Genomic DNA, 13,746 nt, shown 5'->3' with positions numbered 1-13,746 from the left:
AGTTTTATAACTGGGGTTAACTGAAGCGTGGAGCTATCAGCAATTATTAAAATAAATATATGAGTATTATATGTTACTTATTACTATAATGTTGATAAATCACAGAAATGTTGATAAGTATTTAAATTTTGCCCCTTAGTTAAAAAAAATACATACATGTTTTTGTCTGTTTATATGGTTTTATATGGATTAAGACGGTTTATTTTTAGGAGGTATAATATTACGTTTAAGCCGTTGTAAGCACCGCTAAAGTCGTTTTTCATAACTGTAAAATTTTAATCCGGGTCTAAAGCTCAGATCAATTTCGCCAGCATATAAATAGCCCAGTTTAGGAAATAGTTTTTGAGTAGCCTGGTTGCTGATATTAGTATCAATACGTAATATTTTTATGTTTCGGCGCAGCGCTTCGTTTTCGGGCTGTAGTAATAAAGTTGCAGCTATACCTAGCCCGCGATATTGAAGACTTACAGCAAGGCGATGGGTGACTATGGCGGCCTCTGTGATATCCCAGCCAGCTTTGGCATATTCAGGTTCCTGATCGGTTGTTATTGCGGTAACACCTGCAATTTGGCCCTCCACTTCAGCTGCCCAAAGTTGATTCTTGTTAATATCATCAGTGAATACGGTAGTATTAGGGTAGTTATTGTCCCATTGAAGGTTTCCTGAAGCTATCATCATTGGTACAACTTCGGCAATGAGTTTCATAATCTGAGGGATATCCTTTATGGTGGCAAGACGAATCAGCATGTATATATGTGGTATAACGAAAGCCAAATTATAAAAATATAAGCCATTCATGCAGAATTTTTAAGTAATATGTACTTAGTATGACTTTGGGCTCCGAACTTGTTATTGATGATATCCGCAACCTGTAATGGTAATAGATAATGATCTTGGAAAAGATAAGGAGCTATTCCTTTTAACTATTGGTGGGTTTTGCGTTGTTTGGTTTTTAGCTGTACGATGATAACCCATATCATAAGCAGCAGTATAGCATAAAATGCAATATTTTGTAATTTATTGCCAACACTGAATGAGTGATCAATGAAATGTAGGGCTTGGGCCATCATATCAATTGTGGTAAGTTTAAATTAGTAGGGTCTTATTGCTTTGTTTTACAATAGCTTACATTGTCAAAAATAGTCATTTTATATTTTACTGCACAGTGTTTTATATCAGTATGAATAAGTCTGTGAAGGTTGAATGCGTGATAATCATCTCATTGTTTCTATATTTACTGTTAAACGGCAAATAATCGCTTTAAATATATAAATTATGACCCTCGTGGAATTTTTAAAGTGGCTTAAACGAGAGTCTGAAGATATCGAAAGACTGAATGTGCGTAATTATTATATCCATTTAGAGCAGCTGTTTAAAATAATTGCGTATGATGGTGCACGTTTAGATAAAAAGCATTCGCTCATGATCACTACATATCTGCAATATATGGCTAATACCAAACGCGATGAGTTTAGAAATGATCTGTCTAAAACTGATCTTGGAGAGATCCTCGAAAGTGTAAAAACAGATCTGGATTGCATGATTTTTCGGATTGAACAAGGAAATAAACCGCTTATTTAAATGTTATTATGTAAAATGCCATAAGCACGGGATTTACGCGAGAGCTTAGGTGATCAATATTAGTGGTTATGCTTTTTATGAATGTCTTTTACCAGGCACAGTTTCTTGATATCAGCTATTTTAATAGGAAAGGGAGCATATTTAAGCCGATTCCCAATCATTTCAGTAGTATTGTCTGAATGGGCAAATACTTCTTCCGGGCTATCGCCAACCAATAATCTTTTATACATACGGTATTCGCCCCACTCAATATAGTATACCTCGCCAGGTAGTATTTTTTTATCATGTATCACCTTTAAGGCTACCCAGCAGCCATTTTCCAGGTAGGGGTACATCGAATGTCCCCAAACCGGCAATGCAAAGTCGCAATCCTCAATTCCAGGAAAATTCATGCGGCCAACCGGCATGGAATCATTAATGTCATTGTAAACTTCTACGCCAGAAGCAGTAGCCGAAATTTCATACATTGGGATGCCTTCTTCTGTTCTTTTCTCTGTGTTTTTTTCTTGAATTGTGTCTGTTTTTACTCCAGAAATAAATTCAGCGTATTTTTCTTTAAATATTCTGAGTTTTTCTGGATCTATGTTCTGTCTGCTCTTTATTATTTCAGTAATAGAACTAGGGGAGTTAAAACCAAGGGTCTCCGATAGGTGAGCGTTTCCCATAAACGCTTTTCCTTTAAGTTGATTATAGAGTATGATAAACTCCAATGTTTCCGGACGAATAGTTTTGATTTTATTGGCTTTTGGTGCATCATCCATGTTGATAACTTTTAAAGATTATTCTTTAATTTTATAAAGATTATTCTGTATATTTGTTTTGTTAATCCTGCTAAAGTACTACAATTATTTGTAATAACAAATATATTTAATACAGAAATTAAAGAATGTTTATTACAGAAAATTGTAGCGACTGAAATCAACTTTCAAGAATACCCAAAACCGTAAACAAATTTTACCATGTATATAGCCTACTCCGCCATTCAAGGGCAAGACGACCTCAACCAACAACATTCCAATCTCCACCATCCCAATCATGAACAGCTTATACGATACTATGCATATGTAGAAACATGTACAAAGTATAGTAAAGAGATAGCTGCTATACAAAAATACCTACCCGGATGGACCCCAACTTTCAGATAACTCTCCACCAACAAAAACTTTATTCAATAACCTTAACAACAATACCATGATAAAAATTGCACAAAAATTAAAGGATCAGTTATGGTGGCTCATCATATCTGTAGATTATGATTACAGCCGGATTGCCATTGCTGACCACGACCTGAACGATGATACGCTTACCTTATGGCTGGAAGATAAACAGGATTACAAAAACTCACTGGACGAATGCCTGCAGGTTGATATTAAGGCACGTGAATTTGCTAAAATAATAAAGGCAGACGGCCTGAACAGTTATGAGGGTAACAAGATGCATCCAACCAAAAACTTTGTTTACAAGGCACGTATCGAAATAAATGCGCCATTGAAATGGTACCAGGATGATGCTGCTATTATTGAACAGCAATGGGCCCGGGAGTGCGTTTTAAAAACTATACTAACCCAACTTGTTGAAACCGAAGCTGCCCGCATTTATGATTAGGTTTATTTTTTCGCATTTTAGTATGCTAAATGGAATTTTATTCATAATTAGCAAAAGCATCAAGGGCAGGGATAATATCTCTGCCCTTGGTGCTTTTGGCTTAAAAAGATATGAATTACGCTTAATAGTATAATTAATCCGGAAAGGGCCTTTTACTTCACTCTAACCTGCTGTTTTTCTTCCTGTTCTGCCTCTACCAATTCCTCCACTTCACTAATCGCCTCGGCAGGTTGGCTTGCATAGTTTAATTTACGGAAACGCCACTGGGCAAAAGCAGGTTCCTGGAAACGATTAATCAATTTGAAAAATTTGGGGAAATTGTGTACCTCCTCCAATAGTACACCGGTTACTATGCCATTATTATCCAATATTTCGCGGATGGTATATTCCTTATCCTTGGTTATCCAGATCTCAAAATCCCTTCTTATCTCTTCGCTTTTTTCAGGATCAATCCTGTCATTTATGCAAATTACCTTGTCTCCTGGTTTCATGATATGATGTGCTTGGGGCTGTGTTATATTCTGTCTGCAGCCATTATCCACTACAAAGTACCGCTTTTTAAACGGGAATTAAAAAGCGCAGCCCATAATTCTTCAATTGCTGGGTATATAATTTATACCATGAAATTTTGTATATGCTAATATTTAAGAGCCATAAGTAACCTATTCATTAAAAATGTCGTAATAACATATTATTTATCATGTATTAAATGTAATGAGCTTCTTTTATTTTTTTCTGATCATAGGTTCGGTAATAGTTTATTTGATTTTAAGATTTGATAAACAACAGCGCCGTAAGCAAAAAATGCTTTTAAAGCAAACGAATGATGTTCAGCCATTATTGCTTATGCAAAGTTTAGGGCAAAAGCTTCACCGGTTAAATGAAGCATTGGTTCAAAATACTGCTAAAAGTGAAATAAATGCCCAGCTTAAAAAAATTACTACCGACTATAATTGCGGCCTGATCAACATGCAGGTTTATAATAGCCAGCTTAATGAATTATTAAAAAGGGTAGAGGGAAGGTGTTGATTTACAATTCTGTTATGTATTGATTTAAGCAGCAGTCGCAAAAAGTAAATAAATATTTGCCAAATGAACAAATTGTTTATTATTGCAGTCGTATATGTCTGACGAAGCAATAATAAAACGGTTAAAGGTAATTGTAAAGGAGCATGGCGGGCAACTGGGGCTTGCAGGTGCAATAGGGGTTGATCAGGGTTTTATTAGTAAAGTGATCAATCAGAAACAGGATATCAGCTATTATTTGATCCGTAAGCTTTGTTTTCAACTTAAATATTCACCAGAATGGCTTATTTTGGGTACCGGTGAAAAAAAAATAGACAAACCCGAATCGGCTAAACTGATTACCGAGATCCAGATGATGCGTACAGAAGTTGATATTTTACATGCCCGTATGCGTGCTTACGAAATGGAGATGAAAGAACTGCGCGAGCAATTGCATCTGGAAAAAAAAGCCGGATAATTCGACATGGAAAAAAATGATATAAAAAGGCCATTCTGCAACAGGATGGCCTTTTTGTATTTTTTAAATTTTACCGGCAGTAACGGTTGGCTATTACCGCGGCCTTTTTTAAACCGAGCTCAACGGCTTTATTAAAATCGGTACAGGCTTCTGGTTTTTGGTTGAGTGCGATTTTTGTAAGCCCCATTTGTAAATAGGCCCCTGCATATTTAGAATTTAGGGTGATGGCTGTAACGCAGTCGCCGAGCGCACCTGCTGCATCGTTGATGCTGAGTTTTAGCTCGGCCAGATCTGTATAAACATATGCGCCATCACCAAATTTTAAGGCATTGTCAAAATCGTCGGTTGAACCCTGGTCATCCCCTAATTTATTTTTGGCAATGCTGCTATGCGCGTAGGCTTTGGCATTTCTGGAATTAATATAGGTAGCATTATGAAAATCGTCCACAGCTCCTGCATAATCTTTTAAGGCTAATTTAACATCACCCCGGAACAGGAAGGTTTCGTCATTTGAATAAATAGATACCGCTTTATTCAGATCGGCCAGGGCTGCCTTATAGTTTTTTAACCTGGCCTGTATGTGTCCACGGTTTTGATATACCACAGCTGATGAATCAGAAGTTGAATCAATTTTTATCGCTGCACTAAAGTCGGCCAACGCGCCGGTATTATCCTGAAAATCGGCACGATTAAGACCACGTTTTAACAATATTGAAATGTTTTTAGGGTTTTTGGCGATACCTGCATCATAATCGGCCATAGCGCCCTGTATATCTCCTGCAGCTGCTTTTGCTTCTCCTCTGAAAAGGTAAAAGTTGGAGTTTGCCGGGTTTAAGTTAATGGCGGCTGTAAACAGCGATACACCATTGGTGGTGTATTTATAAAAATCGGTCACTCTGCCTAAGCGTGTATAAACATCCTGGCGCTGGGGAGAAAGCGATAAAAGCTTTTCAAAGTCTTTTACAGCACCGGCCTGATCATTTGTCTTATCCTTTTCGATACCACGGTTTAAATAGGCATACGTATAATTGGGGTTTACCTGAATGGCTGTGGTATAATCACGAATAGCCGCCTGTCTGTTGCCCAGGTTACGATAGGCATCACCACGAACCAAATAGGCCTCATCGCTTTTATTGTTGATATTGATGGCCTGGGTAAGATCGGCTATTACACCAGCGGTGTCCTTTAAGTCCATTTTTGCCTTGCTACGGCTTATATATGCCTTTAAGCTTTTGGGGTTTAATATAATTGCGCTATCGGCATCTGATTTGGCTCCTTCACCATCGTTGAGTTCCAGTTTAACTAAGGAGCGGTTTTGATAAGCGTCCGCGTTTTTAGGATTAAGCGCTATGGAATGATTCAGATCCTCCATAGCACCGTTATAATCTTTCAGGTTGCTTTTTACCAGTCCCCGGTATAAATATACATCGGCCCTGTTGGGATACTGACTAATGGCTTTATTAAAATAATCAAGCGCTCCTTTGCTATCGCCTATCTTATTTTCGGCATTGGCCAGGTAAAAGAACAAGTTTTTGAGACTGGGATTAATGGCTGCCGCTTTTTTATAATCATCAACTGCACTCTTATAATCACCCAGATTGCCTTTGGCGTTAGCCCGGTAAAGGTACGCTTCGGCATTTTGAGGGTTAAAGGTTAATGCAGTGCTATAGTCGGCTATGGCCCCGTTATAGTCATTGTTGCTTGCTTTGGCATCTGCCCGGTATCTAAATAAGTCGCCTTTTTGAGGGTTTAGTTTTATGGCTGTATTATAATCGTCAATAGCACCTGTAAAATCGCCTTTGTTGTTTTTGGCCAAGCCTCTGTATTCATATAACTCGGCGTTTCCCGGGCTAAGTTTTAAAGCAAAAGAGAAATCGGCAATGGCTCCGGTATAATCCTGCAGATTTGATTTGGCACTACCGCGATACTGGTACATTTTCGCGTTTTGTGGATCAAGGGAAATAGCTTTATTAAAATCATCAATAGCATTGTGGTAATCGCCAATACTACTTTCGGAATTGGCCTTATAATAATATGCTGTTGAGAAATTTGGTCTTAGATTGATGGTTTTTGCATAATCGGCAATCGCAGCTTCATAATTTTTGAGGTTGCCATAAGCATTTGCACGATAAAAATAAGCGTCACTGTTATTTTCGCTAAGCTGTATGGCTTTGGTAAATTCCTGTACAGCGGCGTTGTAATCTTTTGCATTAGCCCTGGCATTTCCATTTTGTATATAAGTACTTGCAGTTTGGGCAAATGCGCTTAAAGGAAATAGGAAAAGGAGTAAGAATTTTTTCATTTATGAATACTGGTTTGCAAGTTTCAGTAAAACCAATACAAAATGTAACAAAGGCCATACCGAAAATAAAAGCACCCTAAATATACTTTAAATAATGATTTACTATATCGGTAAAACGAAACTTGGGGTATAAAAACCCCATAATTAATTTTTTTAATAATGTGTTTTAGTAAATATTAACTTATAAGGGCGAAATAGTAAATTATTAAAAATAGGATGCTTCGTTTGTTTCGTCTGTATGATTTTTGTCCCGTTTTTTATTATAGAAAATGACGACAGTGCAAATCAGGATGCAAAAAATGGCAGATGATTCAATAACGAAATGAATTAGTGGGATATGACCCGGGCTGTTGGAGATTAAAATACCGGCATCTGGCAGAAGTAATCCAAAGAGTGGAAAACAAAAGAACATTCTCAATATTATTAATTTTTCCATAATTATTAACATTTAGTATGATAATACTAAGATAGGCATTATTTTATTATTATTTAAATAAAAAAACAAACTTATTCGTACTACAGTTGAAGAGCGAAAAAGTTTTGTTTTAAAAAAGTAATTTTCGGTAGTCTGGAAAGATAAATCGAAGCCTAGGTATTTGTTTATTGGAGCATGGAAGATAATAAATTGAAAATAAATTTTTAAATGAATGAACGTTCACTTATATTTACATTGATATATGAGACCACGCGACGAAAATAAGGAGTTACTGATACGCCAAAAAGCCATTGAAATGATAGTTACTGATGGCCTTGACGGGTTTAGTATAAATAAATTGGCAAAGGCGGCGACCGTATCGCCGGCTACTATATATATATATTACAAAGACAAAGATGATCTGATTACCCGATTGTGTATCGGCGTAGCCTCTAAAATGCTGGAGTATAGTTTCGAAGACTTTTCGCCGGAAATGGATTTTGCTGAAGGCCTTAAAGTGCAATGGGTAAACCGGATGAAGTATTTCATTAATTTCCCAATCGAAATGGAATTTATTGAAATTATGCGCTATACCCATTATTATGAAGAGGTAAACAAAATGCTCACCGTTAGTTTTGGATCTGCATTGGGGCCATTTATGGAAAGAGGTATTCAAAAGAAGCAATTGGTGCCATTGCCATTTGAGGTTTACTGGTCAATAGCTTTCGCTCCTTTATACCAATTAATGAAACACCATCACCAGGGTAACAGCTACGTAAATAATAAATTTGAACTTACCGAAGGGATAATGATGCAAACATTGGAGCTGGTCCTGAAAGCGCTTAAACCTTAAAAAATTTGTCAATTTAAATAAATGAACATTCACTTATAATATAAATAAGAAATGAAACTCAACCATATTAATCTGCCTGTAACCGATGTAGCCGCCAGCATCATTTTTTTTGAGCAGTACTTTAATTTTAAATGTGTAGAAATAAAAGGCGATAACTTATTGGCAGTTTTGCAAGGCTCCGATAGTTTTACTTTGGTATTAATGGCCAATAGCTTTAACCGCAAGGGGAATTCTGCTTATCCTGACGCATTCCATATCGGTTTTTTTGTCGAAAACCGCGATAAGGTAATGGATATGTATAACCGGTTACTGGCCGGAGGTTACGCTATGGAACATCCTCCTGGTAGCCTGCGTGGCAGTTATGGTTTTTACTTTAACGCCCCAGGAAACCTGTTGACTGAAATTACCTGTCATGTATAACAACTAATCGAAAGTTAAATCAAAATTTTTAATATTTCATCTTATGACACATGCATCAGCTTATAAAGAACCTCACCATGTAATGCTGTTTTTTGAAGAGAAAGAAATTCTAAACGAGCAGCATACGTGTATTAACGAACGCATTAACTATTACGAAAACCTTAAAAATAGGGGTAAAGTGTTGTTGAGCGGTAATTTCTGGAACCAGGCCTGTAATTTCATCATTGTATACGTCTCCTCGGATACGGAGCTGGAGCAAATTATAGATAATGACCCGGCTGTGCGCAATAATTTGTTTGAATTAGTAAGGGCTATGCCTTTTTAAGCTAATTCATTCATATCATTTTCCTGATGATACTTTAATGTGAGTGATTTATATTCCAAATAATGGATATGTGGCATTGTTATATCCGGTAATAATGATAAATATGACATATGTTGGTAAATTTTATTCGTTAATAGTTAAAATATTTCGACAAAATCTATTAAAATTAACCCTGTTGAAATATTATTTTACTTTTTAAGAAAAATAATTTGCTTCGTATTCCTAAAAGGTGTAAATTAGGAGTATCAAATTGTTAGTTATGGAGGAAATAGCGATTTTTAGAATATTCTCGAGTTTCCCACTGCTGGGATTACTCATTCCCGATGTTTCATCACTATTTATATTCCCGGTGAGGCAGATTTCTGTGACACACCTGTATGTAGAGGGCTTTTTATTATTAACCGTTATTATTTGTACCATAGGCATCTGGTACCATCAAAAGCAAGAACGGGGTACTAATATACAGGTACCAGCAGGCACCTGATCGCTATTTTACAGAAAAGCCGGCTTAACTATAGTTTTGAAATATATAATACGAGCCAATTATAAACCTATTTTGTCCGATACCCTTATGCCCGGTCCATTTAAACCGGGCTTTATTTTTTGTTGCCATGGTTAAATGAGGTAATATTTTCACTTTTAGTAATGAATTAAGGTTTTTTCATATTTTTACTGTAAATGAACCTTAATCAATTTAACCCTGGCACCCCTGGCTTTATGCAATTCAATAGCTATCCGTTTAGAGCCATCCGCTGTTTAAAAACGGTTCTAATTTTAATGTTTACTTGTTTTTTTGGTACGGCTATGGGCCAGCACCGATCGCATGAAGCGTTAACCTGGGGTGGCGGCGGTGGAAGCGGCGGTAATTTTGAATCGGGGTATGGTATCACCTTTGGCGCCGGTATTGACGCCCCGCAGAATTATTTTAAGGATATTTACAAGCCGGCAGTCGCGTTTAATTTAGGGGTATCCCGTTTTATGGATAAATTTACCATAAGCCTTAACGTAGGTTATCATAATTATCAACCCAAGGATGCTTACAATCCAAATAATGTAACTATTGAAGCTGGGAATGGTGAAACAACTAATGACGTCCAGGATCAAAGCGCTGTTACACTTTTTACTAACTATAGGGTGTTTTCGGGTTACGCAAGTATTGTTTATAATGTTAATCTGGCAGATGGAGCAAGGTTTTATGGCGGTGCTAATATCGGCGGGTATTTTACCGATTACTCCTATGTAATTTTAGATCCCAATAACGATCAATCTGGTACGGTAGTTACACCAGAACGTAAGAACTTTTATGTAGCGCCTCGTTTAGGATTGATCTTTGTGCTTACTGACCACATCGGCGTAAGTGTAGAGTCGACCTATAACTTTTATGCTCCGCTAAAAAAACAAAGCAACAGCGGAGGCACGTTTTATACATCGGTAACCGGACTGGCGGCGCTTACCTATAAATTTTAGTGAAAAACTAAAGGGTCCCGTTTAATAAACGGAGTTGAAAAAAACTCATCTACTTTTTTGTTGAATTCGTCCTTATGCTCAATCAACGTGCCGTGGCCGGAGTTGGGTACTATCCATAAATAAGCATTGGGGATGTTTTGGGCAATAAGTACCGTATGCTCCGTAGGAATCAGATCATGATCGCCACCGATAATCAACGAAGGGCATTTGATGGTTTTTAAAGCCGAAAGCTTGATATTGGGCTGAAACCAATCAAGCAGAAATATCTTCCTGTCGTTTTTTTCTTTGGCTGTTTTAAATACCGTGTTTTTTTTTGCTTCGTAATCCTTTTGCTCCAGTTTCCAGTAGGCGGGGATGATCCCTGTAGAATCGGGCCATAAATTGGCGCCTGTTGACGCCAGTTTTATCACTTTTTCCGGATGGCGCATAGCCAGTTCAAGCGCATTGATGCCGCCATCGCTCCAACCAATAACATAGGCCGAATCGATGTGCATGGCATCCAATAAACCTGCAAAATCATCAGCCATCATTTCAAAGCTTAAAGAATCACGACCATCTGTTGATTTGCCATGCGCTCTGCTGTCAACCATAATCACCTTATATTTTTCGGCAAAATAAGGCACATTTTTAGCAAAACTGCTCATGCTGCCTCCGTTGCCATGTATCATTAGTAATGGCTTTCCTGTGCCATAAACTTCGGTGTATAACTTTATGCCTCGTATATCATAGTATTTACCCGCAGCTGCGTTATCTCCATATGGTGTTTTTACCTGGGCGTTACAGGCAGAAAGTGCCCCTAATAAGCCAGCAACTAATACGCAAAGTGATTTTTGAATTTTCATAAGGGTTAACTGTACTGATATATCCGGCGATAAAATTATGGCGCCGGGGGCGTAAATGTATAATTACTTTAAATATATTAATAACCGAAAATATAAAAAACTGTGCTAACACGTTAAGTAATATTACCTTTGCCATATTAATTTAAATACTTTTAAACTATACACGTAAAACAATATTCTACTCAATGTAAATTGATGGAAATGTTTTACTACCTATACCAATATATTATTCATGCCTGCCATTTGCCTAAAAAGTAATTATATAGCTTTTCTTCTTTTTTTTATAGCTGGTCTGTTTAGCGCAGGTGCCGCTTTTGCACAGCAGGACGTTACCGGCAGAAGCACTTTTAAGTTTAAAACCGTAATAGTTGATGCCGGGCACGGCGGCAAAGATCCGGGTGCACATGGCGCTTACTCCAAAGAAAAAAACATAGCCTTGAGTATCGCCAAAAAACTACGCGACTTGATTAACGACGAAATGAGTGGCGTTAAAGTAGTTATGACCCGCAGCACCGATGTTTTTGTAGAGTTGCACAAACGTGCAGATATAGCTAACGACAATCATGGCAACCTGTTTATATCTATACATTGTAACTCATCACCCCAAAAACATAGTACCGAGCGTGGAACTTTGTTGCTCGTATATGGTTTTCACCGGAGCCAGGAGCAACGGGAAGCCCTGCGCGAAAATGCCTCTATTTATATTGAAAAGGATTATAAGGATAAGTATAATGGCTATGGCAGCGATGCGGTTGTAAATACCATTGTATTAAATGCTTTTCAGCAAAAATATCGCAAACAAAGTATACAATTTGGCGATCTGATTGATCATGAGTTTAAAAAAACAGATGACCGGCACAGTCACGGGGTAAAGGAACAGGGGGTGCTGGTATTGGCACAAAGTGGTATGCCTGCTGTGTTAGTTGAAACCGGTTTTATTAATAATGCCGCAGATGAGGAATATCTTAATTCAAGCGCGGGCCAAAATGAAATAGCCAGGTCCATTTTAAGGGCTCTGAAACAATATCGTGATAACCTGGAAGGAAGATAGTTAGCTATATCATTTACCCAGCCCCCAAAGTTAGACACTATTTGAGGACAGGGTAAATGAAAAAGAACAAACAGTACAGCACCGTATTTAAGCTCGAAGTTGGTAAAAAGCATTTACAGGGTTAGCATTACTGCAATAAATGATTTCTAAATCAAATCTGGCCTGTTTTTATTTTCTTAATTTAATTATCGAATAGGTAAAACTGTAACCATATTTAGGCACAGCGATATCAAAAAGTTCACAGGAAAAATTCTCGTTATCAAAAACCCCTAAATGAACAGGATTGTTATATATAATGATGGGGTCCCTATCCGCTATTTCTAATATCTGGTGTGCAAATGCCGTTACCATGACTTCTTTAAAGGGATTGTATAAATAGAATATATTTCCTTGCCCGGGAAAATTATCAAAAATATTATCGCAACGGATCTCCACGTTTTTGAAGCGACTAAGCCTTTTTTTTGTTTTGTTACCCACCATTTGGTTAATTTCATAACCAATCATTTTGTTTGTAAAGCCTTTGTATAAGAGATAATTAAATACCCTGCCTTTACCACAACCAACATCAATGATCACATCACTGGGCTTTAGTGAAATTTTCTGTGAAAAAATAATTTCTAACTCTTCATAATTGGTGCTTACTGTTTTAATAATGTTTTTATCATCGATGCTGGAAACCTTCCCGGCTAAAAAAGTTCGTTGCGTTAAAAGATCTATTTTCAGACGTATCAACTGACGCTGCAGATATCGGAATGAATTCATTTACGCAGTATTTAAAGGGCTTAATTAAAGAGGCTCAATTAAGTTTGTCTAAATTTTGAGTTTACTTTATTAAAGCCCGGCTTTCTCTCTGAAAATCTATCGGCGTTTATTGATTAACTTTAGTGTACTTCAATGTACCTCCGGAAGTAACTGTAAGCGTATCTAAATTACCACTTATTTTATATGGTGCTTTATCAAAAATGAGCTGACTTATAGGTGAACCACTGCTATTAGGATCTGTAGAGTTTAGTTTTTGGTTTAAATTAAGATAAACTACAGTGCCGTTGGTATTATATGTTCCTTTATAAAGCGTACTAGTTGCATTTTTAGTTACCGGAGTGGCATAAACATCAGTTTGTAGGGTTGCAAACTGAGCTCCATCATAAAAAGCAATAGTTTGTACACTATCACCCAGTGGGGTGCGGGGTATCACTCTTTTCCATGCACCTACCAGGTTTGGATCTGCTGTGGCATCTGTGAGTTCGCTTTTTTTAGTACATGATTGGATGGCTGTAATCAAGCCTAATGAAATAACCAGCATGGCTGCTTTTGTGTAATAATTGTTGATGTTCATAGTAACCTTGTAAGTTTACAATTTAGTGTGTTTTCTAGTTAATTATTCCACACTTAACGCTGTTGC

General features: G+C 37.2%; 17 protein-coding genes. 10 read left to right on the top strand and 7 right to left on the bottom strand.

The features are described from left to right. Positions 1-246: 246 nt before the first annotated feature. Positions 247-747 carry a GNAT family N-acetyltransferase gene (locus BW976_RS08035; RefSeq protein WP_076372800.1) on the bottom strand — a complete coding sequence of 167 codons (501 nt, stop codon included), beginning with the start codon at positions 745-747 and terminating at the stop codon, positions 247-249. 528 nt (positions 748-1,275) lie between these two features. On the opposite strand from BW976_RS08035, the gene BW976_RS08030 reads away from it, so the two are divergent. Next, on the top strand, positions 1,276-1,581 hold the full coding sequence (locus tag BW976_RS08030) for a hypothetical protein (RefSeq protein WP_076372241.1): 306 nt from the start codon (positions 1,276-1,278) through the stop codon (positions 1,579-1,581). A 59-nt stretch (positions 1,582-1,640) separates the two neighbouring features. Here BW976_RS08030 and BW976_RS08025 read toward each other — a convergent pair whose 3' ends face one another. Further along, a complete protein-coding gene (locus BW976_RS08025; protein ID WP_076372239.1) occupies positions 1,641-2,342 on the bottom strand; it encodes a S24 family peptidase in 702 nt (233 codons plus the stop codon). Between the two features lie 430 nt (positions 2,343-2,772). Here BW976_RS08025 and BW976_RS08020 point away from each other — a divergent pair, with 430 nt between their 5' ends. Further along, positions 2,773-3,186: a hypothetical protein gene (locus BW976_RS08020; RefSeq protein WP_076372237.1), complete on the top strand. Its 414-nt coding sequence runs from the start codon at positions 2,773-2,775 to the stop codon at positions 3,184-3,186. A 152-nt stretch (positions 3,187-3,338) separates the two neighbouring features. Here the strand turns inward: BW976_RS08020 and BW976_RS08015 are convergent, their stop codons facing one another. After that, positions 3,339-3,677 carry a hypothetical protein gene (locus BW976_RS08015; protein WP_139332248.1) on the bottom strand — a complete coding sequence of 113 codons (339 nt, stop codon included), beginning with the start codon at positions 3,675-3,677 and terminating at the stop codon, positions 3,339-3,341. Positions 3,678-3,900: 223 nt separating this feature from the next. Here BW976_RS08015 and BW976_RS08010 point away from each other — a divergent pair, with 223 nt between their 5' ends. Both BW976_RS08010 and BW976_RS08005 read left to right on the top strand, forming a co-directional pair. Further along, positions 3,901-4,215: a hypothetical protein gene (locus BW976_RS08010; RefSeq protein WP_076372233.1), complete on the top strand. Its 315-nt coding sequence runs from the start codon at positions 3,901-3,903 to the stop codon at positions 4,213-4,215. A 94-nt stretch (positions 4,216-4,309) separates the two neighbouring features. Then, positions 4,310-4,669 (top strand): helix-turn-helix domain-containing protein, encoded by a 360-nt coding sequence (locus tag BW976_RS08005; protein ID WP_076372231.1) that lies wholly within the window; start codon positions 4,310-4,312, stop codon positions 4,667-4,669. A gap of 70 nt (positions 4,670-4,739) precedes the next feature. Here BW976_RS08005 and BW976_RS08000 read toward each other — a convergent pair whose 3' ends face one another. Then, the gene (locus tag BW976_RS08000; protein WP_076372229.1) at positions 4,740-6,971 is read right to left on the bottom strand and encodes a tetratricopeptide repeat protein; all 2,232 of its coding nucleotides are present in this window, start codon (positions 6,969-6,971) and stop codon (positions 4,740-4,742) included. 677 nt (positions 6,972-7,648) lie between these two features. On the opposite strand from BW976_RS08000, the gene BW976_RS07995 reads away from it, so the two are divergent. The 5 genes from BW976_RS07995 (at position 7,649) to BW976_RS07980 (ending at position 10,451) form a co-directional block, all read left to right on the top strand. Then, positions 7,649-8,239, top strand: coding sequence for a TetR/AcrR family transcriptional regulator (locus tag BW976_RS07995; protein WP_076372227.1), 591 nt, complete (start codon positions 7,649-7,651; stop codon positions 8,237-8,239). 51 nt (positions 8,240-8,290) lie between these two features. Continuing rightward, positions 8,291-8,659, top strand: a complete 369-nt coding sequence (locus BW976_RS07990; RefSeq protein WP_076372225.1) for a VOC family protein — start codon at positions 8,291-8,293, stop codon at positions 8,657-8,659. A gap of 43 nt (positions 8,660-8,702) precedes the next feature. After that, positions 8,703-8,984, top strand: coding sequence for a YciI family protein (locus BW976_RS07985; protein ID WP_076372223.1), 282 nt, complete (start codon positions 8,703-8,705; stop codon positions 8,982-8,984). Positions 8,985-9,243: 259 nt separating this feature from the next. Next, on the top strand, positions 9,244-9,468 hold the full coding sequence (locus BW976_RS29010) for a hypothetical protein (RefSeq protein ID WP_139332247.1): 225 nt from the start codon (positions 9,244-9,246) through the stop codon (positions 9,466-9,468). Between the two features lie 293 nt (positions 9,469-9,761). After that, positions 9,762-10,451: a hypothetical protein gene (locus BW976_RS07980; RefSeq protein ID WP_139332246.1), complete on the top strand. Its 690-nt coding sequence runs from the start codon at positions 9,762-9,764 to the stop codon at positions 10,449-10,451. On the opposite strand, the gene BW976_RS07975 is transcribed toward BW976_RS07980, so the two are convergent. Then, positions 10,448-11,293: an alpha/beta fold hydrolase gene (locus BW976_RS07975; RefSeq protein WP_076372220.1), complete on the bottom strand. Its 846-nt coding sequence runs from the start codon at positions 11,291-11,293 to the stop codon at positions 10,448-10,450. The two genes, BW976_RS07980 and BW976_RS07975, sit on opposite strands and share 4 nt — an antisense overlap. Before the next feature lie 232 nt (positions 11,294-11,525). Between BW976_RS07975 and BW976_RS07970 the strand changes: the two genes are divergently transcribed. Then, on the top strand, positions 11,526-12,344 hold the full coding sequence (locus tag BW976_RS07970; protein ID WP_084192117.1) for an N-acetylmuramoyl-L-alanine amidase family protein: 819 nt from the start codon (positions 11,526-11,528) through the stop codon (positions 12,342-12,344). Between the two features lie 168 nt (positions 12,345-12,512). Here the strand turns inward: BW976_RS07970 and BW976_RS07965 are convergent, their stop codons facing one another. Together BW976_RS07965 and BW976_RS07960 are read right to left on the bottom strand one after the other, a co-directional pair. After that, entirely contained in the window at positions 12,513-13,106 is a 594-nt protein-coding gene (locus tag BW976_RS07965; RefSeq protein ID WP_076372218.1) for a class I SAM-dependent methyltransferase, read from the bottom strand. A 106-nt stretch (positions 13,107-13,212) separates the two neighbouring features. Next, entirely contained in the window at positions 13,213-13,680 is a 468-nt protein-coding gene (locus BW976_RS07960; protein WP_076372216.1) for a hypothetical protein, read from the bottom strand. Positions 13,681-13,746: the final 66 nt, after the last annotated feature.

The sequence above is a fragment of the Mucilaginibacter lappiensis genome (genome assembly GCF_900155965.1).
Taxonomy (GTDB): domain Bacteria; phylum Bacteroidota; class Bacteroidia; order Sphingobacteriales; family Sphingobacteriaceae; genus Mucilaginibacter; species Mucilaginibacter lappiensis.
This window is presented reverse-complemented; position numbering and strand designations above follow the sequence as displayed.